The following is a 24828-nucleotide window of genomic DNA, read 5'->3' as shown; positions in this document are numbered from 1 at the left end:
ACCGCACCGCTGTCGAGGAGAAGACATGCTCAGCAGAAGACCGGCCCGGGCCCTCGGGACCGCCCTGGCCGCATCGGCCATGCTGGCGCTGCCCATGGCCAGTGCCCACGCGTACAACCCGACGGGCGGCGTCCTCTACCAGCTCGGTGACGAGCCCTGCCTCAAAGGGCGCGGCAACTGCGCCGTCTACCCCAAGTCGGCGCAGCTGCCCGGCGGACGGCTGGTCGCCTCGTTCGAGAAGTCGACGGTCGTGCCGACGACGGGCTCCGCGGACGGTCAGACGCTGCCCGTCCACAAGAGCGACGACGACGGCGCCTCGTGGCAGCCGCTGTCCGAGGTGAAGGCTCCGGCGTACCTCTCCAAGGACCCCAAGTACGCGCGGTACACGAGCAATTGGACCAACCCCTACCTCTACGTCCTCCCGCAGGACATCGGGGACCTGCGGCACGGCACGCTGCTTCTCGCGAGCGTGGTGTCGGGCGACGACGCCTACTACGAGGAGCACAAGGCCGCCGACCCGTCCTGGGTCCCGTCCAACGACGGCGACCGCAGCGACCTGGCGATCGCGCTGTACTCCAGCAGCGACGAGGGCGTGACCTGGCGTGTCGTCAACGTCATCGCGACCGGCGGCTGGCAGGGCGGCAGCGCGGGCGCGGTCGGGCGGAACGTCGCGGCGGCGAACACCGCCCGGCAGGTGGACCCGCTCTGGGAGCCGTATCTCATGGTCCACCAGGGCCGGTTGGTCTGCTACTACTCCGACGAGAACGACTACACCGGCTTCGACCCGGTCACCGGCGTCCCCACCCCGGACCCCGCCAACGCCACCGCCTCCGACGCGCACGGGCAGATCCTCGTCCACAGGACCTGGGACGGCCGCAGCGCCCGCTGGAACGGCCCTGTCGTCGACGTCCCCGGCCTGACGCAGGACATGGGCGGCGGCAAGACGGAGATCGGCGGCGGCCGACCGGGGATGACGAACGTCGTGCGGACGACGGACGGCAAGTGGCTGCTGACGTACGAGTACTGGGGCGGCGGCACCAACGTCCGGTACCGGCTGGCCGACGATCCGCTGAAGTTCTACGCCGCCTCCACCACCGACGGTGCCATCACCTCGCTGCCCGTCGACCCCGGCAGCCGTCCGCTCGCCACCGGCGGCAGCCCCGTGATCGTCCGGCTCCCCGGTGGACGCCTGGTCTACAACGCGGCCGGCAGCGGCGACGTCTGGGTCAACGACAGCGGGCGCGCCGACGGCGTGTGGAAGGAGTACCAGACGACCTCGCGGGCCGGGTACAGCCGCAACCTCCAGTACGTCCGCGGCACCGGCCGCGTCGCGGTCCTCAACAACCAGGGCACGTCGACGATCGCCTTCGCCGAGGTGGACCTGGGCCGTTCGGCCGGCGCCTACTACCAGTTGGTCAACCGCGGGACCGGCCAGGTCGTCGGCACCGGGAACAGGACCAACGACGCCAACCTGGGCAACGGCGACGTGCCCGACGTACGCCTGGAGAAGCCAGGCTCCGCCGGAAACCCGGACACCCAGTACTGGCATGTGGTGACCGAGCCGAACGGCGGCGTCAGTCTGCTGAACAAGTCGGGCGGCCGGGCGGCGGCGATCTGGACGGGCGACGCGACCGCCGGGCAGCGCATCGGCCAGTGGGTCGACGACAGCGCCACCGGCAGCTGGAACCTCGTCAAGGTGGCCGACGGTTTCTACCGGCTCCAGTCCGTCAAGAACCCCAGCCTCTACCTGACCGGCGTGTCCGCGGACGCACCGCTCACCTTGCAGAACGCCGCGACGGACGGCTCGCAGGACTGGAGGCTCGCCCTTGGCCGCGGCTGAGCTGCCACTTCGGCCCGAGTGCGGTCCCCCGCACTCGGGCCGTGCGAGGCCGGGTCAGGCCTCCTCGACCGTCGCCGTGACCGGCGTGCCGATCTCCACCGTGCGGCTGACCGTGCACAGCCGGTCGTGGGAGGTCTTGACCGCCCTCGGCAGGATCGCCCGGGCCCGATCGGCGCCCTCCCCGTCGGGGAAGGCGACCGAGAAGGTGACCGTGAGGTCGGTCATCCGGTTGCCGAGGTCGTCGCTGACCTTGTTGCCGGTGACGGTCACGGAGAACCCGGAGGGTTCCGCGTGGCGGCTGGTCGCGATGTCGACGTCCACGGCCGTACAGCCGCCGATCGCGGCGAGCAGCAGCTCGACCGGGGTGAACTCGGTGTCGCCGTCGGCACCCGAGCCGGTGCCGAAGCTGATGGTGCCGCCGCGGGTGTTGGTCGCGGTGAAGTGGCCGGTGCTGGTTCGCTCGACGGTGACGGTGCGCACGGGGTTGTCGGTCATGCCGTCGACCTTACGGGCACGGCGCACGTGCGCGGCGCTCGTCATTGCCGCATTTCCGCCAGTTCCGCGCCGTCGGCTCCGTAGACCCGGAAGACGGGGCCCTGCGTCGGCCGGACCAGCCGCTTTCGCTCGTCGTCGCTGACCGGTGCGCTGATGGCGTACGAGCTGACGAAGGAGGGCCGGCCGGGCAGCCGGACAATGGGAAGCAGGGTGGTCCGGCCGTGCTGCGTCATGGTGATCCGGGTGGCGGGCGTCTTCCCCGTGTAGGCGAACACGGAGACCACCCCTTGCGGGAACGGGTACCAGTCGAGGGTCATGGGCACGCCCGGCTGCGCCACGTCCAACGGCCCCACACACGTCGGCCTGGGGTCCAGCGGGTGCTTCGGGCAGTACTCCCGCTCCTTCAGCAGGTACCACATGCCGAGTCCGACATCGATCCGCTCCCCGGGGCGCACCACGCGCACCGGCGAGGGGGCGTCGCCGGTCTCGGCCGAGACGGACGAGAAGGGGATCGGCGAGCGGGCAATGCTGACGGTGTGCGAGGACGGGGCGTCCTGGCCGAGGGCCAGCTTGCCGGCCACCGGGATGAGCAGCAGGGCCGCCACGGAGACGGCCGCGAGCCTGCGGCGCCGTCTGATGGCCGCCGCCCGGCGCACGATCCCCTCCCCCGGGAACGCCGGTGGCACGCACTCCGCCACGGCCTCGTCCAGCATCCGCCTCAGGTCGGGCTTCGGCGGCTCCGGTGGGAGGTCGGTCTTCATGTCGGACACGCCCTACTCCCCGTGTGTCATGGTGGCGGCGTACTCGGACAGCGCCGAGCTGGAGCGCAGCTTCTTCAGCGCCCGGCTGGCCTGGCTCTTCACCGTGCCGACCGAGCAGCCGAGGAGGTGGGCCGTCTGTTGTTCGCTCAGGCACTCCCAGTAGCGCAGCACGACGATGGCGCGCTGCCGGGGCGGCAGGGTGGCGAGGGCGGCGAAGAGCTCCGAGCGGGTGTCGTAGCTGTCGGGCCGGCCGGCGTCCCCCATGGGGCTGCGCTGTTCGGGCAGGTGGGGGGTGAGGAGTTGCACGACCCGTCGTTTGCGCTGCCGGGTGGTGTTGTTGTTGATCAGGGCGCGTCGGACGTACTGGTCGGGTGCGTCCAGGGTGCGTATGTGGGACCAGCGCAGATAGATCTTCGCCAGCGTGACCTGGACGAGGTCCTCCGCCTCGTGATGGTCTCCGTTGGTCAACAGATAGGCGGTGCGCAGCAGTCGTGGCCATCGGACGGCCGCGTAGGTCTCGAAGTCCGGCAGCTCGTCCCGCGGAAGCTCCGCCTCACCCCCTCCTCCCGCGTCGTCCCCCTGTTCCTGGTCCACGTCCCGCACCGCCTCTCTTCGATCGGCGGTGGGCGTACAAGTCCTGGTCGTCGTACGCACTCTGATGTCCCCCGATTCCATGCCACTGCCGCGCGCTGGTCAGGCGCGCACGAGCTCCTCCCTGTAACACCGCTCACGAAGCCATCAGGTTGCACGCGCGACGAATTTCGGGCCCGCGTGTGCGACGGGCCACTCGGGGTGCCGGTCAGGGCCGCCCCACCACACTGACGGTCACATATCCCTCGCCGGGGCCCGGCGGGCGGCGCCAGGAGTGGGTGCGGAGGGTGTGCAGTCGTCCCTGGGTGAGGGCGAACCTCGGGAGGCGGACGCCGAATTCGGCGGCCAGGGCCTCCAACGCGCGCCGCTCGCCCAGGCGTTGGTCACGGGGCTCGTCCGCCGGGAAGAGCCGGTGCGGGTCCAGGGCGTCCGGCACGGTTCCGCGGCTGTCGGTGGTGTCGCGGCGGACGGTGAAGGCGTACGTCTCCTCGCCGTTCTCGGCGACCGACAGATGGAAGGCGCCGGGGCGCTGTCCGTCGAACGGCTCGCTCCACACCGTCACCACCCGGGTGCCCCGCGAGGCGGCGACTCCCGGGGAGACGAACCACCGCTCGTCGAAGGAGGCGACGGGGCTCGCCTGGAGGGCGAAGCTCCAGCCCTGGCCCGCCCGGCCCACGGAGGCGATGGCCTCGTCCGCCCACGGCGCGCCGCCCTGGCCGCCGCGCGGCCGCATACGGGACTCCCACACCATCGCCGGCTCCTCCAGGGCGGCGCTCTCGCCGGCGCCGACGCGGCCCGGAAGGTCGGCCGGCTCCACCCCCTCGACGAGGAGGAAGCGGTACGACCCGAGCAGGTTGCCGGGATGTACCTCCGTCAGCCATGCCAGGCCCGGCGGATCCAGGTCGGGCGTGGGTGCCGGGGTGTCGCCGCTGTGGCCGGCGCGCGGCGTGGCCAGCAGTTCCCGGCCGCGCTCCGCCGTGATCACGGGGCCGAGGAGGTGGTCGGCGCACAGGCCCACGGGGGCGAGGTGGTCCGGGCCGAGGGGCTGCCACCGGGGCAGTGCGGCGCGGAGTGTGCGCCAGGCCGCGTCCGTCTCGCCCCAACGGGCCTGCTCCCGCGCCTGATCGACCGCGTCACCGAAGGGGCCCTCGGGTGTGTAGCGGTACGTGCCGGCCCACACCTGCCGCACGGCCTCCTCCACCGCGGCCCGCTCCGCGTCGGAGAGGGTCCCCAGCCGTGCCGTCAGTGTCCGGTCCTCGCGGTTCATCCGCACGTTCTCGGCCGCCAGCACCGGGACCACCTCCGCCGCGTACCGCGGGTCGGTCACCAGTTCCTGGAAGGACACCAGGTAGGTCTCGCCCAGGAGTCGGCGGATCTGGTCGCGCAGTGCGCCCGCCCGGGGTCGGCCGTGCGAGCCCGCCTCCGCCAACGCCGTCGCGGCCTGCTCGAACCGGCCCGCCAGGGCGTGCTGGCGGGCCGCGTCGACCGAGTCGTCCAGCGCCTGCGTCGTCGCGTTGACGAACTCCGTGCCGGCCCGCCGGGAGCGGTCCACCTGGAGGCTGTGGAACTCCCGGTACATGTCCTCCATCCACGCCCGGAACGACGGGTACCGCTCGGGCGGACTGGCACGCCAGGACGCGTACGAGTACACGGCCCACTCGCCCTCGTCGTCCACGTCCCCCGGGTCCAGCAGGACGTACACCATGTCCGACTCGACGTCGAGTTGCAGCGCCCGGTCCCACATCCCGGCGAGCAGTTCGTCCTCCGGTGTGAGGTCCTCCGTCTCGAAGGGGAAGTACTCGGACAGGCCCGCCTCGTCCTGATGCCGTCGCACCTGGCCGGTGCCGGCGAGGAGCCACACGAAACCGCCCGCGTGCCGCCAGCCGTCCGTCACCGCCAGGAACGTCCGGTACGACGGCGGCAGTCGGTGTCCGAGTCGCTCCTCCAGGTCCGCTATCCGCTCCTCGGGCGCGCCGGGGAACCCCAGCCATCGCGCCCGCAAGGCCTCCTCGTCCGCCACGTCCCGCTCGTCGGCCGGTGCGTCCGACTCCTGTGTGTCCGCCCACTCCTGGCTCCACCGCTCCAGGAACGGCCGCCAGTCCTCGATCTTGTCCGCCATGAGATCGATGCTGCCAGCCCCCACTGACAACCGGCCTCGCCGACGTCGCTCGCAGGCTCAGAACGTCCCGTGGCTCACGGCTCCGAGGTCTCGGATTCCAGGTCCGCCCGGGTCTCGGGGCCGTACACGCCCGGCTCGTCGTCGCGGACCACGCGGGTGAACTGGTAGCCGCGCACGGCGCTCTCCACCTGGCTGTCGTAGGTGCCGTCGGCGTCGCCGCTGTAGAAGCCGACCTGGCTCAGCCGGAGTTGGAGTTCCGTCACCTCCGGCCCTTTGTCGCCGGGGCGGAGAACGGGGGCCTGCCCGCCGGAGGAACTCGGCGCGGGACCGCCGCCGGTGGCGGTGGGGGCGGCGCCGGACGCCGTCCGTGTCGGGGCGGTGGAGCCGGTCGGGGTGGCCGGGGCCGAGGTGTCGGAGGCTTCCGCCGAGACCGTGGCGGAGGGGGAGGGTTGCGTCGGGGACGCCTGCGGGGAGCTGGACGGGGACAAGGAGCCGGTGGCCGAGGGCTGTTCGGCCGGGAGGCCCGCGCGGACGCCGCCGGACAGGGAGTCGTCGCGCTCGGGGCTGTCGTACCAGAAGAGCCCGCCGACGAGGCATCCCGTCAGGACGACGGCTCCGGTGGCTCCCAGTCCGGCGGCCGTCAGGGTGCGTCGCCGTCGGCGCCGCGGTGCGGGGTCGGAGGGTTCGACGTCCGGGGCTCGGTCTGGTGCTCGGTCCGGCTCGATCGTGGTCGTCGGCGAGGGCAACTCCCCCGCAACACCAGTCAGTTCATCCGCCGGATCACTCTCGGCACCCTCCGAGGCGGGCGACGCGTCGTCGCCGACCTCCACGAACGGCCGTATGCGTACCGGATCGAAGTCCTCCGCGGCCGCGGCCTCCGCCGTACGCACCGCGCGGTGAGCATCCGAGGCACGGCGGGCGCAGCCGCACGCCGGGGTTCCGTCCGCGGCCCGGACCGTTCCGCACTCGGGGCAGACGGGGCCCGCCTGTTCGCTCACTCGTGCTCCCTCTCCGTACGAGAGCCAGAGTCTAGACAGAAAAGACACACACAACGTGCACAACAGTTCGATGATCGGAAGCCCGGCGTCCGCCCGGCCGGGCCCCCGATCGCGCCCTATGCGGTCGCAACGCCCAGGAAGCGCAGCACCGCCAGGACGCGACGGTGGTCGGCGTCGGCCCTGGGCAGGTCGAGCTTGGTGAAGATGCTGTTGATGTGCTTGGCGACCGCGCTCTCGCTCACCACCAGCTCGGCGGCGATGCCGGAGTTGGACCGGCCGCCCGCCATCAGCTCCAGAACCTCCCGCTCGCGCGGTGTCAGCCGGTCGAGCGGATCGCTGTGCCGGCGCACCAGCAGCTGCGCGACGACCTGCGGGTCGAGCGCGGTGCCGCCGGCCGCCACCCGGCGTACCGCCTCGGTGAACTCCTCGACGTCGGCGACCCGTTGCTTGAGCAGATAGCCGACGCCCGAGGTGTGGGCGGCGAGCAGATCGGCGGCGTACCGCTCCTCCACGTACTGCGACAGCAGGAGCACGGCGGTGCGTGGGTACTGACGGCGGATCACCAGCGCGGCGCGTACTCCCTCGTCGGTGAAGCCGGGCGGCATGCGTACGTCGACCACGGCGATGTCGGGCCGGTGCTCCTCGACGGCCGCCAACAGCCCTTCCGCGTCGGCGACTTGCGCGCACATCTCGAAGCCGGCCGCCTCCAGCACCTTGACCACGCCGATGCGCAGCAAGAGGGAATCCTCGGCGATCACGGCGCGCACGGCAGCTCCACGGTGATGACGGTCGGGCCCCCGGCGGGGCTGCGGCAGGAGAACGTGCCGTCGACGGACGCGACGCGCTTGGCGAGCCCGGCGAGTCCGGTGCCGCCGCCGGCCGCCGCGAGCTCCGCGCCGCCCGTGCCGTCGTCCGCGACGATCACCAGCAGTGTCTCCCCGATCCGCTCCACGGTCACGTCCGCCCGGGTCGCCTGGGCGTGTTTGACCACGTTCGTCAGGGCTTCGGAGACCACGAAGTACGCGACGGCCTCGACCGTGGGCGAGGGGCGCCGCGGCAGGTCCACCGCCACGCGCACCGGGATCGGGAGGCGGGCGGCGACCCCGGACAGCGCGGCGTCGAGGCCGCGGTCCTCGAGGACGGCCGGATGCAGGCCGCGCACCAGGTCGTTCAGCTCGGCGATCGCCTCCTTCGCCTCGCGGTGCGCCTCGTCGATCACCTTGCGGGCGTCCTCCGGCAGGTCGCCGAGGGTGGCCCTGGCCAGGCCCAGGTTGACGGCGAGTGCGACGAGGCGCTGCTGTGCGCCGTCGTGCAGGTCGCGCTCGATGCGTCGCCGCTCGGCGTCGGCGGCGTCGAGCACGCCGGCCCGGCTCTCGGCGAGGTCGGCGACCCGGCGGGCCAGCTTCTCGGTACGGCTGGGGCCGAGCAGGACCTCGGCCGCCCGGGTCTCCAGCCGCACCAGAGCGTCGGTCAGCCGGGGCCCGAGGAAGAGCACGGCGAGGCCGCCGGCGGTGATGTACGCGGCCTGCGCGGTGTATCCGAGGTCGGTGACCCGCCACTGCGAGGGCAGCGCCCAGATCCACACGTAGACAGTGGACGCCACGACAGCGGCGGCCCAGACCGCGAGGACGACGAGGTCCAGGACGGCGAGCAGCGGACCCGCCACGGCGTGGTAACAGACCTGCCGCCACCAGGCCCGGCCGGTCAGCCGGCGCACCACCGACTTCGCGTTGGCGGACGGGCGCGGGAGGTCCTTGCCGACGAGCGCCCGGTAGCGCCGCCGCTGCCCGGTGGTCAGCAGGGGCGTCACCACGAGCGTGAGCAGCACGGGCAGCGGAGTCACGGCCGCCGCGGCGGGCGCGCGCACCGTCGCCGCCATCGCGCCGAGCAGCCAGAGCCACAGGGGCACCACGGCGAGGTGGAGCGGCAGGCCCGCGGCGACGAGCGCGGTCCGGTGTCCCGCCCCGCGGAACGGCCGGCCCGGCATCTGCCGCAGCCACGTGGTGAGTTGCATGCGCCGAACGGTAAAGCCGCAGGCCATCCCCGTGCCATGCAGCTCCCGCCCGGTTCGGGGGTGCACTTTTCTGCACCCCAGGTCGGAACCCTGCGTGACTGACGGCGCCCTGGTGTGCGGCGGAGGGTGGAGCACATGACGGGAACAGCCGACGAGGAGCGGGGGAAGACGATGCGTCAACTGGTGTTGTGCGATGACGAATTGGCCAGTGCCGAGGTCATCCCGCTCCACGCGGAGAGGGAGGAGCCGGCACCGGCGCGGGGCGTGCGGCGGGCCGAGTGGCTGCTGGTCGCCTGCGGGCTCGCCCTGCTGCCGTGGCTGTACGTGCTGGCCACCGGCCTGCCGGCCACCGCGACCGCGGTGCACTGGCCGGTCGCCTGGGTCGGGCTCGACGCGCTGGAGGCGCTCGGCCTGATCGCCACCGGCCTCCTCGCCGCCCGCGCCGACCGGCGGCACGCCCTGACAGCCGCCGCGACCGCGACGCTGCTGGTGGTGGACGCCTGGTTCGACACCACGACCGCGGCCCCGGGCGGCGACTTCGCCACCGCGGTCGCCCTGGCGCTCGGCGTCGAGCTGCCGCTCGCCGCGCTGTGCGGCCGGCTGGCGCTGCGGGCGCTCAGCCGGCCCGCGTGACGCCGACCGCCACCGCTGTCGTAGATCATCGTGGAGTCACATCCGAACGAAGTGCCTCCAGGGGGAACCTCCGCCATGAGTACGACGCCATCGCCATCGCCGTCCGCGGCGCGGCCGACCGACCCGGCCGCCGTGCGGATCGGTGTTCTCGCCCCGCTCACCCGGCCCGGCTGGGTCGAGGCGGGCCAACACCTGCTCGCCGGGATCGAGTTGGGCACGCGCGAGGTCAACGCGACCGGCGGGATCGCCGGCCGGCCGCTCGAACTCGTGGTGCGGGACACCGCGGCCGACCCGGAGAAGGCCGCGGCGGCCGTGGACGAGCTGGCGGGCCAGGGGGTGGCCGCTCTGGTCGGCGAGTACCACAGCGTCGTCGCCCGTGCCGCGGCCACCCGGGCCGACGCCCTCGGGCTGCCGTACCTCTGCTCGTCGGCCGTGCTCGACGCGCTCACCGAGCAGCCGACGGAGTGGGTGGCGCGCCTGTCGCCGCCGCAGTCGCGCGGCTGGCGGGTCTACGCGGACCACCTCCTCGACACGGGCCACCGTCGGGTCGCCGTGGCGACCCAGCCGAGTGTCTACTGGGCGACCGGAACCCGTGTCCTGCGGGACCACTTCGCCGCGCACGGCGGCACGGTCGTCGAACTCGACATGACCGAGCTCGCCCCCACCGCCGTGTGCGACGCCCTCCTCGACCAGCGTGCGACGGCCCTTCTCCTGCTGGTCGGCCACCCGGAACCGGCCGTGCCGATCGTCCGGGCGGTACGCCGCGACCCGCGCCTCGCCGGGGTCCTGCTCGGAGCTCCGGCCGGACAGCCCGAGTTCGCCGCATGGGCGACGGCGCTGGGCGCCGACGGCACCGCGATCCCGTTCCTGCGCTACCTGCCCGAGCGACTCAGCCCGCTCGGGACACGCGCCGAGGCCGACCTGCGCGCACGACTGGCCGATGCGCCGTCCTTCGTCGCCTTCGAGGGCTACGACACGATCGTCGTCCTCGCCGAAGCGCTGCGCGCCGGCGGCACGGACCGGGCGGCCCTCGCCGCGTCCTGGCCACACGTCGAGGTCGAGGGCACCCGCGGCCGCATCAGCTTCTCCCGCACCCCGGGCATCGGCGTCCGGCAGTGGACCTGGGCGCCGATCCAGGTCGTGGACCGTGATCCGGCGGAACCCGACCGCTTCCGGGTGCTTCGCACGGGCTGAGACCGGGAAGGCTCGCGATCATGGTTTCGGTGGTGCAGAACGTCGCGATCGACTGTGCGGACGCCTATGAGCTGGCCCGGTTCTGGAGCGGGGTGACCGGCCGTCCGCTGCATCCCGAGGACGGCCCGGGCAGCCGGGAGACCCAGGTGCGGCTGGCGGAGGGCCTGGTGCTGTACTTCAACCAGGTGCCCGAGCCCAAGACGGTCAAGAACCGTGTCCATCTGTGCCTGCGTCCCGAGACCTCGCGCGATCAGGAGGTGGACCGGCTGCTGGGCCTCGGTGCCACGTTCGTCGCCGATCGCCGCGATCCCGACGGTTCCGGCTGGGCGGTCCTCGCCGATCCGGAGGGCAACGAGTTCTGCGTCCTGCGCAGCGACTCCGACCGGGCCGCCATGAACTCCTGAGGCACGCGCCCTGCGTTTGCCGCACCATGTGTCACAGAGAGCGCCGCTGTCCGGTCTCTTCTTCTGCGGAGCGGCATCTGCCAGGACATCCGGAGGGGAAGCCGTGACAAGGGTCGTGACGAGCGGCGGCGACAGGTGCCGCATCGCGGTGCCCGCCGGCAGCCGCAGCCGCTCCAGGAGGGCCCGCGCGGTCCACGGACATGAAGCAAGGGAGCAGTCGTGACGTCCAGTGACAGCGGCGCCGCGCCACCGAGCCGTGCGACGAGCGACCTCGATGACGCCGTCTCGGTGTTCCAGCGGCACAGGGGACGTCTCTTCGGCATCGCCTACCGCGTGCTCGGCAGCGTGACCGAGGCCGAGGACGTGGTCCAGGAGGCGTGGCTGCGCTGGCAGAAGACCGACCGTTCCGTGGTGGACAACCCGATGGCCTTCCTGTCGACGACCGCGACCCGGCTGGCCATCAACGTGGCGCAGTCGGCGCGCGTGCGCCGCGAGTCCTACATCGGAACGTGGCTGCCCGAACCCGTCGACACGAGCGCCGACCCGGAGGTGGGCGCGGAGCGCGCGGAGGCGGTGGAGCTGGCCCTGCTGCTGGTGCTGGAGCGGCTGAATCCCAGCGAGCGCGCCGCCTACGTCCTGCGCGAGGCGTTCGACTACGGCTATCCCGAGATCGCCGAGATGCTGGGTCTGAGCCCCGCCAACGTACGGAAGATCGTGAGCCGGGCCCGTCGGCATCTGCTGGACGAGGCGCGGGAGCCGGTGGACACCGCCGAGCACCGGCGCCTCCTGGACGCCTTCGTCGCGGCGGCCCGCACCGGCGACGTGGCCTCGCTGGAGGTTCTGCTCACGCCGGACGCCGTCAGCCTGTCCGACGGCAACGGCATCCGGGGCTGCGCCCGCGTCCCCGTGCTGAGCGCGGCCCGCGTGGCCCGGCTGTCGAGCCGCCGGCTGCTGTGGCACGACGCCGAGACGGAGGCGGTCACCGCCAACGGCCTGCCCGGCGCCCTGGTCAGCCGCGAGGGCCGGCCGGTCGCCCTCCTCACGGTGGTGGCCTCGAAGGACGGCATCCACCAAGTGCTGTGGGTGTTCAACCCCGACAAGATCGCCGCGTTCCTCGACTCCCGCTCCCGCGGCACCGCGGCCCTCGGCTGAGCCCCGCCCGGGAGGCCCGGCCTCCAACTCCAGTGGGTGCTCGACCAGGACCTTGACGTCCTGGGGCCGGTCCTGGACTTCGTACGACTGCTCTTCGACGACGCCCCCGCAGACGACTGGACGAGCCGGGCCCGGCGTCCTTCCTGCACCTCATGTCCTTTCGGCACGGTCGGCGACATAGCGGTCCAGGATCTCGTGACTGTCAGGGGTGAACGTCCGCTCCTGGAGGATCCGCGGCAGGTCGGACTCGTTCAGCCAGGCATGCCAGGCGACCTCCCGTGAGTCCGGTATGACAGCCCGCGGGATGACGGCGTCACACACCCCGAGCCAGTGCGGGCTCAACCCGCTGCGGTTGAGGAACTTGAACCGGAAGCGCACCGCCGCCGACACCCCCAGCTCCTCCTCCACCTCACGGGCGGCCGCCTGCTCGTAGGACTCCCCGACCCCCACGGCTCCACCGATGCCGACCTCGTGATACCCCGGGAATCGGGGCACCTGCTCGGCGCGCCGATGGACGAGGAGGTGACCCTGCCGGTCGTGGCACACGACCACGGCGACCCGGTGCAGCCAGCCCTCCCGGACGGCGTCCTTCCGGCTCACCGGCCCCAGTACCCGGTCCCGCGCATCGACACGTTCCACGACTTCGTCCACGTCGCACACGATCGCAGAGCCCACTGACAACGGCCCGGCACGCTCACCGGTGGGCGGCTCGGTTCATCTCGACGACGTCCTCCAGGCTGGGATCGGCGCCGAGGGCGGCGAAGCGCTCCCCCATGCTGTCCCGGACCGCCGTGTCCTTGTCGCGATCGGCGGCGGCCAGGGCGGCCGGCAGTTCGTCGAGGGTCAGCTCGGTGCAGTAGGCGGGGCCCATCGGCTGCTGGCGCCAGGAGTCGACCAGGGCGCCGGCGTCGTAGGGGTCGAATCCGGTGTCGTCGACCAGACGCATGGCCACCCGCTTCGCCTCCTCGGAATCGCCAGCGACCGGTATGGCGATGCGGCCCGGGGTGCCCGCCGGGAGGCCCTTCGTCCGCTGGGTTCCGGCCAGGGCGGCGTTCCACGCCTTGACCACGGGACGACCGAGGAGCTCGGAGGTGTACACGCTCTCTACGGCGCCGTCCTCCACCGCCTCGATCCGGCCGCTGAGGTGCGGGTAGTAGTTGGAGGTGTCGATGACCACCGTCTCGGCGGGGACGGAGGCGAACAGATCGGCCAGTTGTCCGGCCACCCCGAAGGGGATGGCCAGGACGACGGCGTCCCTGTCCTTGACGGCGTCCTCGAGTGCCACGGCGCGGGCACCGGTCTCCAGCACGTCGGGCGCGACGGTCTCCGACCCGCGGGCGTCGGCCACCTGCACGTCATGACCGGCCGCGCTGAGCTTGCGGGCGAGGTTGCCGCCGATCGCCCCGGCACCGATAACAGAAATTTTCATGATTTGTCCTTCCAAGAGACGCACCACCCCCAGGGCGGCACGATGTGATCACTGGGGAACCGCGGAACACAGAACAAAGGCGCAGCACAACGCCCGGCAGGGGCTTACGCCTCGGTGTTCCGCGCGCGGTAGCCGACGACGATGAGGGCGCGAACGCGCTCCAGCGACTCCTCCTCCGCGGCACCGGCACCCTTGAGCCAGGCGACGGAGATGGCCGCGAGGAACAGGTCGTACCCCCGCACCGAAGCCCGTACATATCCCGTCCGCTGGGCGGCCCGCACATACTCCTCGGTGGCGGAGATGACGGTGTCGCAGGGCAGCGTGAGCGGGTTGTCCGGATCCTGCGCCCTGGCCGCGGCCATGAGCGGCTCGGGCAGTCCGCTGAACGCGCTGAAGTACTCCTCCAGCGCGCGCAACCACTGCTCCAGCGCCTTGTCGGCGTCGCCGAGGCGCGCGATCTCCTCCTGCCGCTCCACCAGTTCTTCGGAGCGCGTCTGGAGGACGGCGGCCAGCAGCGCTTCCCGGGTGGGGAAGTGCCGGTACAGGGTGCCGGGCCCGACGCCCGCTTCCTTGGCGACCGCCTCCAGGGACGTACCGACCCCGTACTTCAGGAAGTGACGCTGCGCCGCCTCCAGGAGCGCGGCACGGTTGCGCTGGACATCCGCACGAGGCTTACGCCCCTGCTGTCCACCCGCACTCATACGCCCTCCCGGTGATGCGATCCGACGACTCCGATAAAACGGAGGCTACCTCCGTACTGAGCCCACCGTAAAACGGAGGCAGCATCCGGTCAAGTCGGAGGGGTACGGGTGGGACCCTGGCCCGGCGGTCAGGCGACCGTGTTCAGCAGGTCGGCCAGTACGTCGGGGCGTTCCAGGGCGATGAAGTGGCCGGCCTTGGGGACCTGGGTGAAGTCGGCGGCCGGCAGCAGTCGCCTGTCGGCTTCCCGGTCCGAGGGGCGGGACCAGTCCTTCTCGCCGTAGACAAGGTGGACGGGCGCCTTGACCTCGGGGTAACGCGAGCGGGCCGCGATGAGGCTGGGCAGGGCCTGGTACACGGCGCGGGCGACGGTCGGGTAGCCGGGGCGCTTGCCCACCTGGAGCAGTTCCTCGACGTAGTCCTCGCGCAGCGCGCTCTTGTCGCCGAGGCCGCCCTGAAGGATCGCACGGAGGGCGGGTCTGGGCTCGACCCCTGCGATCACCGGGCCCACGCCGGGCGCGAGGACGCCGCTGACCACCACGCGGGCCAGGAGGCTGGAGCGGGCGATGCCGCCACGGAAGTCGTACGTGTTCACCGCGACCACGCGCCGGACCCGCTCGGGCAGGTCGGCCGCGGTGGTCAGGGCGAGCACCGCCCCCATGGACTCCCCCACCAACGTCACGTCGCTCAGGTCGAGTTCGGTCAGCAGCCGCTCGACGCCCGCACGCATCGCAGGCTCGTCGTACGACGCCCCGGGCACGATCTCGGAGTAGCCCATGCCCGGCAGGTCGAGGGCGTGGACGGTGTAGTGATCCGCGATCAGCGGGATGAGATGGCGGAAGTGCTCGGCCTGGGTGCGCACGGTGTGCAGCAGGACCAGAGGAGCGCCGGTGCCCGCCTTGAGGTAGCGCAGCTCCCCCTCGCGGCCGCCGCGAGAGCGGATCGTGTGGCTGGTGGTCCCCGGGATGTGAATCGTGGGACGTGACTCTTTGCTGGGCATCTCGCCGACTCCTTGCGCGTGAGGGATCGACCAAGGCGGTCATGACTCCCACCGGAGCATGAGAAACCGATCGGTCTCCAACAGAGTAAACCGATCGGTTTCCCACCGCAAGCACCACGGGCGCCCGCGAACCTCCCTCTCGGAATCCTTCACTTGCGCCCAGGAAACCGATCTGTTTACCTGAGTGGAAACAGATCGGTTTCCGGCCGTCGGTCGGACCCACGCCCAGCAACTAAGGGGAAAAGTGAGTACCACCTTCCACCGCGGAGCACCCGCCTCCCGAACAACCGACTCGGGCCGCCGCGGCTCACATGCCGTGCGCTGGTGGGTGCTCGTCGTGCTGGGCGTGGCGCAGTTGATGGTCACGCTCGACGCGACGGTCGTGAACATCGCGCTGCCCGAGGCACAGCACGACCTCGGCTTCAGTGACGGCAGCCGGCAGTGGGTGATCACGGGGTACGCCCTGGCGTTCGGCAGCCTGCTGCTGCTCGGGGGCCGGCTCGGTGACCTGTTCGGGCGTCGTACGACCTTCGTGACCGGCCTGATCGGTTTCGCGGCCGCGTCCGTCGTCGGCGGCGCGGCCGGCAGCTTCGAGATACTCGTCGCGGCCCGCGTCGCCCAGGGCCTGTTCGCCGCGCTGCTCGCGCCCGCGGCGCTCTCCCTGCTCAGCGTGACCTTCACCGACCCGGCCGAACGGCCGAAGGCCTTCGGCATCTTCAGCGCACTGTCCGGTGCGGGCGCCGCGGTGGGGCTCCTGCTCGGCGGCATGCTCACCGAATGGGCGTCGTGGCGCTGGGTGATGTACGTGAACGTCGTCTTCGCGGGCCTCGCGCTGGTCGGCGCGCTGCTGTTGCTGGCCAAGCCCGCACTCACCGAGCGACCCAAGATCGACATTCCCGGCACGGTCGTCGTGAGCGCCGCACTGTTCGGCATCGTCTACGGGTTCGCGCACGTCGAGTCCACCAGTTGGACCGACCCGGTCGCCCTCGGCTCCATGATCAGCGGCGTGCTGCTGCTCGCCGTGTTCGCCTGGCTGGAGCTCCGGGTCGCGCATCCGCTGCTGCCGCTGCGCGTCGTACTGGACCGGACCCGGGGCGGTTCGTTCCTGGCCGTGTTCGTGCTGGGCATGGGGATGTTCTCGATCTTCCTGTTCCTGACCTACTACCTGGAGGCCAGCATCGGCTACTCGCCGATCGAGGCCGGTCTGTCCTTCCTGCCGATGGTCGGGGGCATCGTCGCCTCGTCGACCACGGTGCCCTCGCTGCTGCTGCCCAGGGTCGGCCCGAAGGTCGTGGTCACCGCCGGCTTCCTGGTCTCCGCGTCCGGCATGGCCCTGCTGACCCGGCTCACGCTGGACAGCGCCTACGTCGCCGACATCATGCCGGGCATGATCCTGCTGGGCCTCGGCATCGGCGCGGTCATGACCACCGCGTTCCAGGGCGCGACCGCGGGTGTGCACCACGAGGACGCCGGCGTCGCCTCCGCGCTGATCAACACCAGCCAGCAGGTGGGCGGTTCGATCAGCACGGCACTGCTGACCACGGTCGCCTCGTCGGCCGCGACCGACTACCTCTCCTCGCACAAGCCGAGCGCGCTGACGGCGGCACAGGCCGACGTAGAGGGCTACACGGCCACCCTGGCCTGGGGCGCCGGGATCTTCGTGGTCGGCGCGGTGCTCATGGCGTTCCTGATGCCGAACACGGCCCTGGCGCCCTCGGAGGGCGAGCCCGTGATCGCCCACTGAGCCGGAGACCGCGATGGGGGTGCCGACGCCCGGACGCATCCCCATCGCGGCACAGCCTGCCCGGCGCCTCCCTCGCCCTCACCTCACCCTCACCCACCGTAAAACCGATCGGTTTCCAATGGACCGGAATCGAGTTAGCCTCGCCATATGACCACCGAAGCAATGCCAGGCTCCCGAGAGCGCCTGCTGGCGGCAGCGGCCACCCTCACCTACCGAGAGGGCGTCAACATCGGCGTCGACGCGCTGTGCAAGGCGGCGGGGGTGTCCAAGCGCTCCATGTACAAGCTGTTCGAGAGCAAGGACGAACTGCTGACGGCGAGCCTGGAGGAGCGCGCCTCCGCCTATATGACGGCACTCCTTCCCGCGACGGACGACGTCCGTCCGCCCCGCGAGCGGATCCTGCACGTCTTCGGACAGGCGGAGGCACTGGCGGACGCACCCGACTTCCACGGCTGCCGGTACCTCGTCGTACAGATCGAACTCAAGGACCCGGACCATCCCGCGAGCCAGGTGGCCCGTCGGGTCAAGGAGAACCTGACGGCCTTCTTCCGCACCGAGGCCGAACAGGGCGGGGCCAGCGACCCCGACCTGCTGTCCCGGCAGCTGATCCTGGTCTTCGACGGGGCCAGCGCCCGCGCGGGAATCAAGGCCGACACTCGGGGCGGGCTCGTCATCCCCACCGTGACGGCCCTGCTCGACACGGCAGGCGTGCGCTGACGCAGCGCGCTTGCGGGGAGCCCGCTCACGCCCGGCGCCAAGCGCACGGTTGCCCAGATGCTCATCCAGCCGGCCGCCCCGACGTCCTCACACGGCCTCGGGGAAGCCGAACCGCCTGACGAGCCCCGGATCCCCGAACGCGTTGATTCTCGCGATGCCCGTCGTGGTGACGGTGAGCACCACGATGCCGTAGGCCCGACCATTGAGGTAGCCGACCGCCGCGGGCTGGCCGTTCGCGCTGGTCGGCAGCAACCGCCAGGTTCCCGGCGAGCCCAGGACCTGCTGGACGAGATAGGGCACGCACGTGGCACGGCCGGCGAACCATGTGCGCCACGGCGTCGCCTCGATCTTGGCATCGACGCGCAGCAGCCGTTCAAGGGCCGCGCCATCGGCCTCCTCGATGGCCGCGATGTAATGACCGAGTACGGTGCTCAGCCTGCCCGGCTCGACTGTTTGCTCGACGTCGGGAGGCTCCTGCGCCAGCCGCGCACGCGCGCGCTGCAACGTGCTCTTCACCGCGGCCGTGCTGGTGCCCATCGCCTGTGCCACGTCCGACGCCGGCCACTCCAGCACGTCCCGCAAGACGAACACCGCCCGCTGGCGGCCCGGCAACTTCTGGAGCGTGGCGATCAGCGCGATCCGCAGGCTGTCGCGCGCCGCTACGATCGCCGCCGGGTCGAGCAGGGAGTCGGGAATGGGTTGAACCCACGGTGCTTCCGCGGCCGTAGGCGGGGCCATCGGGTCGTCGGCGGGTCCGCCGAGGCCCGAGGGCAGGAAACGCCTACTACTGTGCGACAACGCGGAGAGGCACGCGTTCGTGGCGATCTGGTGGAGCCAAGTGCGCACCGATGACCTGCCCTGGAACGCCTCATACGAACGCCAGGCACGCATGTAGGTCTCCTGGACCACGTCCTCGGCGTCGTCCACCGATCCAAGCATGCGATAACCGATCCAAGCATGCGATAGCAGTGTGCCAGCAGCTCGCGCCGGTAGGGTTCCGTGTCCGTCGCGAAATCTCCCATCCCGATCGACACTACGGGGCGTAGGTGAGCGTGACGACTCCTGTCGCACTGGGCGCTGCGGACACGAACCGCAGCGAGCGGGGCAACGCCCTGTCGAAGAGCCGCTTGCCCTCGCCGACGACAAGGGGATGGACGCCGAGGTTCAGCTCGTCGATCAGGTTGTGCTCCAGCAGAGTTCGCATCAGCGTGAAGCTGCCGTACATCACGATGTTGCCGCCGGGCTCCTGCTTGAGTTTCGCGACCGTCTCCGCCGCTTCACCGGCAAGGACGCCGGCGTTCCAGGGCAACGGGCCGCGCAGCGTCCTCGTCACGACGAGCTTGGGAATGGCGTTCATCGCCTCGGCGTACGGCCCGGTGTTGCGCGACCAGGCCTTCTCGATGATCTCAAACGTCGCCCGCCCCAGCAGAAAGGTGTCGCTGGCCAGGAGAGCGTCGGTGGCCCTCTGGCGCGAGGCGTCGTCGAAGTAGTCCAGTGCCCAGCCGCCGCGTTCCATCTCGCTGAATCCGCCCGGATCCTGGACCACGCCGTCCAGCGTGATGAATGCCCCCGCGATGAGCTTGCGCATGATGGTCTCCGTCCCTGGGTCGGAGGTTCCGGCCCTCGCATAGGAAGACTCGGGTGAGCTCCGAGAGGAATCGGTCGGCGGGTCGGCACCGGCCAGGATTCGCCGCGCACGCCGCCACGGCCCGCGACCCGCGACCCGCGACCCGCGCCGCGTGCCTCGTGCGTACAGGCGCCTACCTCACAGTCCGCTCGTCGGTGAATGCGGCTGCCGGCAACTCTGCCTCGGTCTCCTCCCAGGGGATCCAGAGGTCCAACTCGACTTCAAGGAACCGCAGGAACGCCACGTCCCCCGGCTCGTCCCCGTTGGGGACGAAGCCGAGGGGTGCTTCGGCTGGGACGCCGTTCGTGAGATGGGGTAGACCGGGCTCGAAGGAGGTCACCAGCTCTCCATGGAGGGCGTAGCCGATGCGGCTGAAGCCCTTGGCGTTGCGATGGATGCTGAACGCCCGCCCCCGCTGGGACAAGGCGGCGAGATGAGTCCCCGTGCGGCACTGGAATTCCTCCAGCGCATACGCCCAGCCCGCCACCGAGCCCGCTCGCACGATGGTGTCGGGCGGGTCGGGCAGGAAGCCTCCGTCCGTCAGACGGGCGACCTCCGCTTCGTCTTCCCAGTCCAGGAAGTCGAGGTCACTGATGTGGTCGTCCGCGTCCCTGGTCAGCAACTCGTATGCCGCGAAGCGGGTCAGCGGGACGATGCAATGTTCCTCGGCGCGGATGCCGCGCAGCAACTCATGCGGCGAGAGACCCTCGCTGAGGGCAAGCGTGAAGCCGACGTCGTAGGCATCGGCTGTCCAGCGCAGGCCGTTCCGTTCATGTTCCCCGACCATCAAGTCGTCCTCCCGGCCTTCACGGCCCTGCACAGCGCCGCTTCCTGTTCTGCGGGGTAAGGGGCGTGCCCCCGCCACTGACAGTGAGGGTCCAGCTCAGAGCCGTCTCCGCCCCCTCGCGGCTCTCAGGGTGAGGCCACGAAACCGGCGGACAGGTCGAGATGGAAGGGGGTGCCTGGAGACGTCGGGGTCCAGCCCTCACGCAAGGCGTGCCGGATGGCTCGGGCTGCGTCGGACGGCAGTATCGGCTTGCCTTCGTGTCCGAGCCAGTTGCTCAGGTGCGGCTGGTCGGTGGTCACCACGAGCGTCGTTCCCGGGCCCGGGCTGTCCGCGTGCTCGACCGCGAAGGTGCACGGAGTCCAGGCCATGCCCTGGAAATAGGTCGGCCGACGGCGCAGGCGCCAGCGATACGTCGTGCCGTCGACCACGATGCGCCGTGCGCCCTTGCGTCCCAGTGCCATGACTCCCCCTCTTACCCCTGCGGGGGCGATGCTAGCGACTTCGGCCCCGCGCTCTCCCGGAATATGCGTGCCGACTACCGGCACCGTTCAACATCCCTGCACGGCACGGTCGTAGGTAGGGAGACGTAGGTCAGTTGGTTCCCTGCGCCGATGCCTCAGTCGTTCGGCCCTCCTAGGGTCTGAACAGCCAGGGATCATCAATCCGAGGACCCACCAGGAGGAAACCCGTGATCGTCGTCACCGGTGCCACCGGCAACGTCGGCCGTGCACTCGTCGAGCGGCTCGTGGCCGAAGGACGGTCCGTGCGGGCCGTCAGCCGCGATCCGGAGCGGGCCGCGCTTCCCCCGGCCGCGGAAGTGAACCGCCTTGAGTCGGACGGGTTGTTCGACGGAGCGTCGAAGCTCTTCCTGCATGTGCAGGCCACCGGCGACCACACGGACACCGTCCTCGACAGGGCTCGCACCGGCGGTGTACGGCACGTGGTCATGCTCTCCTCGGGGATCATCCAGGAGGGCGCCGACGAGGCCCACCCGATCCACAGGATGCACGCGCGCGTCGAGCGCCTCGTCCGGGACAGCGGCATGGAGTGGACCTTCCTGCGGCCCAACGCGTTCTCCACCAACGCCTTCCAGTGGGCCCCGCAGATCCGCCAGGGCGACTCCGTGCACGCCCCCTTCGCCGGCGCGGTGTCCGCGCCGATCCACGAGGACGACATCGCGGCCGTAGCCGAGCGGTGTCTTCTCGATGCGGGCCACGAGGGTGCCGTCCACCGGCTCACCGGGCCCGCGGCGACGACGAACGCGGAGCAGGTCGCCGCCATCGGGCAGGCCCTCGGCCGGAAGTTGACCTACGTCGAGACTCCCGTGGCCGAGGCGGAAGCCACTCTCTTCCCGGACTTGCCGCGGCCGATGGTGCGAGCCCTGCTCAAGTCCTTTGCGGCGACGGTCGATTCCGCCCCCGAGATCACCTTCGAGGTCGAGAGCATCACCGGTCGCCCGGCCCGGACCTTCGCGGAATGGGCCGAGGACCACCGGGCCGACTTCGCAGCCTGACCATGCCGGAGCATGCCCGAGCGCGCCTCGTCATTTCTCGGCCGGGTACACGTCCGTCACCCTTCCCTGCGGGGTCGCCGCAAGGTAGCCGGACCCGTAGTCGCCGCTGAGATAGACGGCCAGTCCCTTCGGAGTGTCGAAGAGGTCGTTCTGCGCCTTGACCACCACGTATCGAAGGTTCGGATCCGAGACGTTCAGCTTTTTGTCCGCCTCCTTCAGAAGCGCGGGAACCTTGTCCCAGGCGATGCCGTCGAGCGTGAAGGGCTGATCGCCGGTGAACAAGGTGCCCTTGATGATTCCCTCCTCCACGCCCTTTCCCGGGCGGTACGTGTAGCTGTCGTACTTGGTCTTGCTGCCCTTCACCATCACCTTGGCCGACACGTACTCGTCGTAGACGGTGAAGTCCCCGAACATGTCCCGCCCTGTCTCGTCCTCCAACGCCTTGATGGCGGTGCGGATGTTGGCCGGGGTGAGCATCGCCCCAGTCGCGAGGGGCTCTTCGGAGGGCTTCGGAGTCGACGACGCGGACGGAGACACGGACGCGGAGGTGGGCGTGGGCGTGGACGTGGACGTGGACGTCGAGGGGCCGGTGCCCGAGTTGTCGCCCTTGTTGTCGTCCAAGGGCAGGAGCCACCACAGCAGGCCCACGGCGCCGGCGAGGGACACACCTGACACGGCCCGCAGGACCGTCGTACCCGTGCCGCGTCTGCGGGTCGTCGTCGACACCGGTGCCGTGGGCGGTTGGGGTGATATCTGGACCGGTGGTCCGGGGAGGACCGGCGGCGGTCCGAAGCCGGTTGACGGGGGTGGCGCTTGCGGCGGGGTGAGGGGGTACGACGTGGGTGCGTCGCCGGGGGGCGTCGGCAGCGACTCGATCTCCGCCAGTCGCCGGTCCAGTTCGGCCGCGGACGGGCGTGCCGCCGGGTCCCGTACCAGCACGTTCATCAGGACCTCGCCGAGAGCACCGGCCCGCACCGGGGGTGGCACGTCCTCGTGGAGGACCGCGGCGAGGGTGGCCAGGGTGGTGCCTCGGCGCAGCGGATGATGGGCCTCCACCGCGGTGTACAGCATCATCGCCAGCGACCACAGGTCGGACGCGGCGCCGCCTTCCTGGCCGGTGATGCGCTCCGGGGCCATGAAGTCGGCCGGTGCCGATGATGGAGCCGGTGGCGGTGAGCGTGGTCGACTCGCGGATCGCCGCGATGCCGAAGTCGGTCAGGACCGGGCGGCCGTCCGGTCGTAGCAGCACGTTGGCGGGTTTCACGTCCCGGTGCTGGATGCCGGCGTCGTGCGCGGCGGTGAGCGCGGCCAGCACGCCGCGGCCGATCCGGGCCGCCTCGGCCGGTGGCATCGGGCCCTGGGCGAGGCGGTCGGCCAGGGAACCGCCGCTCACCAGCTCCATGACCAGCCAGGGGTACGTGCCTTCGCCGCCGTCGACGATGTGGTGGATCGTCACGACGTTCGGGTGGTCGATGCGGGCCAGCGCCCTGGCCTCGCGCAGCACCCGCTCGCGCAGCATCCGCGCGCCCTCGGGGTCGTACTCGGCGAGGTCGCGGTCCGGCGGACGGACCTCCTTGACCGCCACCAGCCTGTGCAGCACCAGGTCCCTGGCGCGCCAGACCGTGCCCATCCCACCGCCACCCAGACGGGCCTCCAGCTCGAAGCGCCCGTCGACGACGCGTCGTTCGGCGCGTCTGTCTGCCTCACTCATGGGCCGGAGCCTAGCGGTCCGCACCGACCGCCTCCCGCCACCCCTGGCTGCGACGATGCTTGACTTCCCTCGGCCCGGCTGGCTCGGTGGTGCGTGGTGCACAGCAGCCCCGTCCATCCCACCCCAGGAGCGCGGAATGACCGGACCCATGGATCAGGATCCCGACGGCGCGGAGGCCCGGCGGACGGACCCTCTCGCGCGACTCACCCTGGAGCAGCTGCGGCAGCGGAGCAGCATGAAGTGGCGCACGCACCCCCGGGACGTCCTTCCGCTGTGGGTCGCCGAGATGGACGTGCCGCTCGCTCCGGCTGTCGTCGAGGCCCTGCGGGCGGCGATCGAGCTGGGGGACACCGGGTATCCGTACGGGACCGCGTACGCCGAGGCGCTCGCCGCGTTCGCCGCCGAGCGGTGGCAGTGGGACGGGGTGCGGGTGGAGCGGACCGCGATCGTGCCGGACGTGATGCTGGGCATCGTCGAGGTGCTGCGGCTGCTCACCGATCCCGGTGACTCGGTCGTGGTGTGTTCGCCGGTGTACCCGCCGTTCTACGCGTTCGTCTCGCACGACGCCCGCGTCGTCGTCGAGGCGCGCCTCGGTGCCGATCTGCGGATCGACCTGGAGGCCTTGGAGGACGCCTTCGTGCGGGCTCGAGGCGACGGGCGGCGTGCGGTCTTCTTGCTGAGCAATCCGCACAACCCCACCGGTGTCGTCCACACCCGCGAGGAACTGGAGGCGGTCGCCGCGCTTGCCCGCCGGCACGGGGTGCGGGTCGTCGCCGACGAGATCCACGCCCCGCTGGTGTTGCCGGGTGCCGTCTTCACCCCGTTCCTCAGTGTGCCCGGCGCCGAGAACGCGTTCGCGCTGGCCTCCGCGTCCAAGGCGTGGAACCTCGCCGGCATCAAGGCGGCCCTGGCGCTCGCGGGGCCCGAGGCCGCCGACGAACTCCGGCTGCTGCCCGAGGAGGTCAGCCACGGGCCCAGCCACCTCGGTGTCATCGCGCACACCGCCGCCTTCCGCAAGGGTGGCGACTGGCTCGACGACCTGCTGCTCGGCCTCGACGCCAACCGCGATCTCCTCGGCCGCCTCGCCGCCGACCACCTCCCCGGCGTGCGATGTCACCGCCCCGAGGGCACCTACCTGGCGTGGCTGGACTGCACCCGGCTGGGACTGCACACGGAGGCGGGCGGTGACGGGCCCGGTGTGGTCAGCGACCTGGCGGGGCCCGCGAAGTTCTTCCTCGACCGGGCGCGGGTCGCGCTCAGTTCGGGGCATGTCTTCGGCTCCGGCGGCGAGGGCCACGTACGCCTCAACTTCGCGACACCGCCCGCCGTCCTGCGCGAGGCGGTGACCAGGATGGGGCGCGCGCTGCGGGACCTGTAGCCGTCGTCCGGCGGAGCCCCCG

The 24828-nt window shown here is 71.4% G+C and carries 24 protein-coding genes and 1 pseudogene; 9 read left to right on the top strand and 16 right to left on the bottom strand.

The features are described from left to right. The first annotated feature begins 25 nt into the window (after nt 1-25). Nucleotides 26-1840, top strand: coding sequence for an RICIN domain-containing protein (locus tag EJC51_RS42525; protein WP_126275987.1), 1815 nt, complete (start codon nt 26-28; stop codon nt 1838-1840). Nucleotides 1841-1894: 54 nt separating this feature from the next. Here EJC51_RS42525 and EJC51_RS42520 read toward each other — a convergent pair whose 3' ends face one another. From EJC51_RS42520 to EJC51_RS42490, 7 genes are all read right to left on the bottom strand, one after another. Continuing rightward, on the bottom strand, nt 1895-2335 hold the full coding sequence (locus EJC51_RS42520) for an OsmC family protein (protein ID WP_059191279.1): 441 nt from the start codon (nt 2333-2335) through the stop codon (nt 1895-1897). A 41-nt stretch (nt 2336-2376) separates the two neighbouring features. Then, a complete protein-coding gene (locus EJC51_RS42515; protein ID WP_126275986.1) occupies nt 2377-3105 on the bottom strand; it encodes a hypothetical protein in 729 nt (242 codons plus the stop codon). A gap of 3 nt (nt 3106-3108) precedes the next feature. Further along, nucleotides 3109-3627, bottom strand: coding sequence for a SigE family RNA polymerase sigma factor (locus EJC51_RS42510; protein WP_244363523.1), 519 nt, complete (start codon nt 3625-3627; stop codon nt 3109-3111). Nucleotides 3628-3895: 268 nt separating this feature from the next. Beyond that, the gene (locus EJC51_RS42505; RefSeq protein WP_126275984.1) at nt 3896-5806 is read right to left on the bottom strand and encodes an SMI1/KNR4 family protein; all 1911 of its coding nucleotides are present in this window, start codon (nt 5804-5806) and stop codon (nt 3896-3898) included. Nucleotides 5807-5880: 74 nt separating this feature from the next. After that, nucleotides 5881-6804, bottom strand: a complete 924-nt coding sequence (locus EJC51_RS42500) for a peptidoglycan-binding domain-containing protein (RefSeq protein WP_126275983.1) — start codon at nt 6802-6804, stop codon at nt 5881-5883. 116 nt (nt 6805-6920) lie between these two features. After that, a complete protein-coding gene (locus EJC51_RS42495) occupies nt 6921-7571 on the bottom strand; it encodes a response regulator transcription factor (protein ID WP_126275982.1) in 651 nt (216 codons plus the stop codon). Continuing rightward, the gene (locus EJC51_RS42490) at nt 7559-8818 is read right to left on the bottom strand and encodes a sensor histidine kinase (protein ID WP_126275981.1); all 1260 of its coding nucleotides are present in this window, start codon (nt 8816-8818) and stop codon (nt 7559-7561) included. The genes EJC51_RS42495 and EJC51_RS42490 overlap by 13 nt, the downstream gene beginning before the upstream one ends. Before the next feature lie 135 nt (nt 8819-8953). On the opposite strand from EJC51_RS42490, the gene EJC51_RS42485 reads away from it, so the two are divergent. The 4 genes from EJC51_RS42485 to EJC51_RS42470 all read left to right on the top strand — a co-directional run bounded on the left by EJC51_RS42485 (nt 8954) and on the right by EJC51_RS42470 (nt 12201). Then, nucleotides 8954-9451, top strand: coding sequence for a hypothetical protein (locus tag EJC51_RS42485; protein ID WP_126275980.1), 498 nt, complete (start codon nt 8954-8956; stop codon nt 9449-9451). Between the two features lie 75 nt (nt 9452-9526). Beyond that, the gene (locus EJC51_RS42480) at nt 9527-10645 is read left to right on the top strand and encodes an ABC transporter substrate-binding protein (RefSeq protein WP_126275979.1); all 1119 of its coding nucleotides are present in this window, start codon (nt 9527-9529) and stop codon (nt 10643-10645) included. Nucleotides 10646-10665: 20 nt separating this feature from the next. Continuing rightward, the gene (locus EJC51_RS42475; protein ID WP_126275978.1) at nt 10666-11049 is read left to right on the top strand and encodes a VOC family protein; all 384 of its coding nucleotides are present in this window, start codon (nt 10666-10668) and stop codon (nt 11047-11049) included. Between the two features lie 219 nt (nt 11050-11268). Beyond that, entirely contained in the window at nt 11269-12201 is a 933-nt protein-coding gene (locus EJC51_RS42470; protein ID WP_126275977.1) for an RNA polymerase sigma-70 factor, read from the top strand. A 150-nt stretch (nt 12202-12351) separates the two neighbouring features. On the opposite strand, the gene EJC51_RS42460 is transcribed toward EJC51_RS42470, so the two are convergent. The 4 genes from EJC51_RS42460 to EJC51_RS42445 all read right to left on the bottom strand — a co-directional run bounded on the left by EJC51_RS42460 (nt 12352) and on the right by EJC51_RS42445 (nt 15329). Then, nucleotides 12352-12840 (bottom strand): NUDIX domain-containing protein, encoded by a 489-nt coding sequence (locus EJC51_RS42460; protein WP_208870779.1) that lies wholly within the window; start codon nt 12838-12840, stop codon nt 12352-12354. Between the two features lie 55 nt (nt 12841-12895). Beyond that, nucleotides 12896-13630, bottom strand: a complete 735-nt coding sequence (locus tag EJC51_RS42455; protein WP_126275975.1) for an NADPH-dependent F420 reductase — start codon at nt 13628-13630, stop codon at nt 12896-12898. 104 nt (nt 13631-13734) lie between these two features. After that, the gene (locus EJC51_RS42450; RefSeq protein WP_126275974.1) at nt 13735-14331 is read right to left on the bottom strand and encodes a TetR/AcrR family transcriptional regulator; all 597 of its coding nucleotides are present in this window, start codon (nt 14329-14331) and stop codon (nt 13735-13737) included. Between the two features lie 128 nt (nt 14332-14459). Next, complete coding sequence (locus EJC51_RS42445; protein ID WP_126275973.1) at nt 14460-15329, bottom strand: alpha/beta fold hydrolase; 870 nt, start codon at nt 15327-15329, stop codon at nt 14460-14462. A gap of 244 nt (nt 15330-15573) precedes the next feature. Here EJC51_RS42445 and EJC51_RS42440 point away from each other — a divergent pair, with 244 nt between their 5' ends. Next, nucleotides 15574-17073 carry an MFS transporter gene (locus EJC51_RS42440; protein ID WP_126275972.1) on the top strand — a complete coding sequence of 500 codons (1500 nt, stop codon included), beginning with the start codon at nt 15574-15576 and terminating at the stop codon, nt 17071-17073. A 147-nt stretch (nt 17074-17220) separates the two neighbouring features. After that, nucleotides 17221-17790, top strand: coding sequence for a TetR/AcrR family transcriptional regulator (locus EJC51_RS42435; RefSeq protein WP_126275971.1), 570 nt, complete (start codon nt 17221-17223; stop codon nt 17788-17790). 87 nt (nt 17791-17877) lie between these two features. On the opposite strand, the gene EJC51_RS42430 is transcribed toward EJC51_RS42435, so the two are convergent. The 4 genes from EJC51_RS42430 to EJC51_RS42415 all read right to left on the bottom strand — a co-directional run bounded on the left by EJC51_RS42430 (nt 17878) and on the right by EJC51_RS42415 (nt 20665). Beyond that, nucleotides 17878-18717: an RNA polymerase subunit sigma-70 gene (locus tag EJC51_RS42430; protein ID WP_244363112.1), complete on the bottom strand. Its 840-nt coding sequence runs from the start codon at nt 18715-18717 to the stop codon at nt 17878-17880. Nucleotides 18718-18823: 106 nt separating this feature from the next. Next, a complete protein-coding gene (locus EJC51_RS42425) occupies nt 18824-19378 on the bottom strand; it encodes a dihydrofolate reductase family protein (RefSeq protein WP_126275969.1) in 555 nt (184 codons plus the stop codon). Nucleotides 19379-19550: 172 nt separating this feature from the next. Continuing rightward, nucleotides 19551-20204 carry a DUF6461 domain-containing protein gene (locus EJC51_RS42420; protein WP_126275968.1) on the bottom strand — a complete coding sequence of 218 codons (654 nt, stop codon included), beginning with the start codon at nt 20202-20204 and terminating at the stop codon, nt 19551-19553. A gap of 125 nt (nt 20205-20329) precedes the next feature. Next, nucleotides 20330-20665, bottom strand: a complete 336-nt coding sequence (locus EJC51_RS42415; protein WP_126275967.1) for a hypothetical protein — start codon at nt 20663-20665, stop codon at nt 20330-20332. A gap of 227 nt (nt 20666-20892) precedes the next feature. Between EJC51_RS42415 and EJC51_RS42410 the strand changes: the two genes are divergently transcribed. Further along, entirely contained in the window at nt 20893-21717 is an 825-nt protein-coding gene (locus EJC51_RS42410; RefSeq protein ID WP_126275966.1) for an NAD(P)H-binding protein, read from the top strand. Nucleotides 21718-21747: 30 nt separating this feature from the next. Here the strand turns inward: EJC51_RS42410 and EJC51_RS42405 are convergent. Beyond that, nucleotides 21748-23428: pseudogene (locus EJC51_RS42405) on the bottom strand (serine/threonine-protein kinase). A gap of 136 nt (nt 23429-23564) precedes the next feature. On the opposite strand from EJC51_RS42405, the gene EJC51_RS42400 reads away from it, so the two are divergent. Further along, a complete protein-coding gene (locus EJC51_RS42400) occupies nt 23565-24806 on the top strand; it encodes a MalY/PatB family protein (RefSeq protein WP_207924682.1) in 1242 nt (413 codons plus the stop codon). Nucleotides 24807-24828 lie beyond the last annotated feature (22 nt).

The sequence above is a fragment of the Streptomyces aquilus genome, from assembly GCF_003955715.1.
GTDB lineage: Bacteria > Actinomycetota > Actinomycetes > Streptomycetales > Streptomycetaceae > Streptomyces > Streptomyces aquilus.
This window is presented reverse-complemented; position numbering and strand designations above follow the sequence as displayed.

What these genes read in the sequence shown, in the direction of transcription:
- EJC51_RS42525 (WP_126275987.1), top strand. Translation starts at nt 26, where the DNA reads ATGCTCAGCAGAAGACCGGCCCGGGCCCTCGGGACCGCCCTGGCCGCA.
- EJC51_RS42520 (WP_059191279.1), bottom strand. Translation starts at nt 2,335, where the DNA reads ATGACCGACAACCCCGTGCGCACCGTCACCGTCGAGCGAACCAGCACC.
- EJC51_RS42505 (WP_126275984.1), bottom strand. Translation starts at nt 5,806, where the DNA reads ATGGCGGACAAGATCGAGGACTGGCGGCCGTTCCTGGAGCGGTGGAGC.
- EJC51_RS42490 (WP_126275981.1), bottom strand. Translation starts at nt 8,818, where the DNA reads ATGCAACTCACCACGTGGCTGCGGCAGATGCCGGGCCGGCCGTTCCGC.
- EJC51_RS42485 (WP_126275980.1), top strand. Translation starts at nt 8,954, where the DNA reads ATGACGGGAACAGCCGACGAGGAGCGGGGGAAGACGATGCGTCAACTG.
- EJC51_RS42480 (WP_126275979.1), top strand. Translation starts at nt 9,527, where the DNA reads ATGAGTACGACGCCATCGCCATCGCCGTCCGCGGCGCGGCCGACCGAC.
- EJC51_RS42475 (WP_126275978.1), top strand. Translation starts at nt 10,666, where the DNA reads ATGGTTTCGGTGGTGCAGAACGTCGCGATCGACTGTGCGGACGCCTAT.
- EJC51_RS42455 (WP_126275975.1), bottom strand. Translation starts at nt 13,630, where the DNA reads ATGAAAATTTCTGTTATCGGTGCCGGGGCGATCGGCGGCAACCTCGCC.
- EJC51_RS42450 (WP_126275974.1), bottom strand. Translation starts at nt 14,331, where the DNA reads ATGAGTGCGGGTGGACAGCAGGGGCGTAAGCCTCGTGCGGATGTCCAG.
- EJC51_RS42445 (WP_126275973.1), bottom strand. Translation starts at nt 15,329, where the DNA reads ATGCCCAGCAAAGAGTCACGTCCCACGATTCACATCCCGGGGACCACC.
- EJC51_RS42435 (WP_126275971.1), top strand. Translation starts at nt 17,221, where the DNA reads ATGACCACCGAAGCAATGCCAGGCTCCCGAGAGCGCCTGCTGGCGGCA.
- EJC51_RS42425 (WP_126275969.1), bottom strand. Translation starts at nt 19,378, where the DNA reads ATGCGCAAGCTCATCGCGGGGGCATTCATCACGCTGGACGGCGTGGTC.
- EJC51_RS42420 (WP_126275968.1), bottom strand. Translation starts at nt 20,204, where the DNA reads ATGGTCGGGGAACATGAACGGAACGGCCTGCGCTGGACAGCCGATGCC.
- EJC51_RS42415 (WP_126275967.1), bottom strand. Translation starts at nt 20,665, where the DNA reads ATGGCACTGGGACGCAAGGGCGCACGGCGCATCGTGGTCGACGGCACG.
- EJC51_RS42400 (WP_207924682.1), top strand. Translation starts at nt 23,565, where the DNA reads ATGACCGGACCCATGGATCAGGATCCCGACGGCGCGGAGGCCCGGCGG.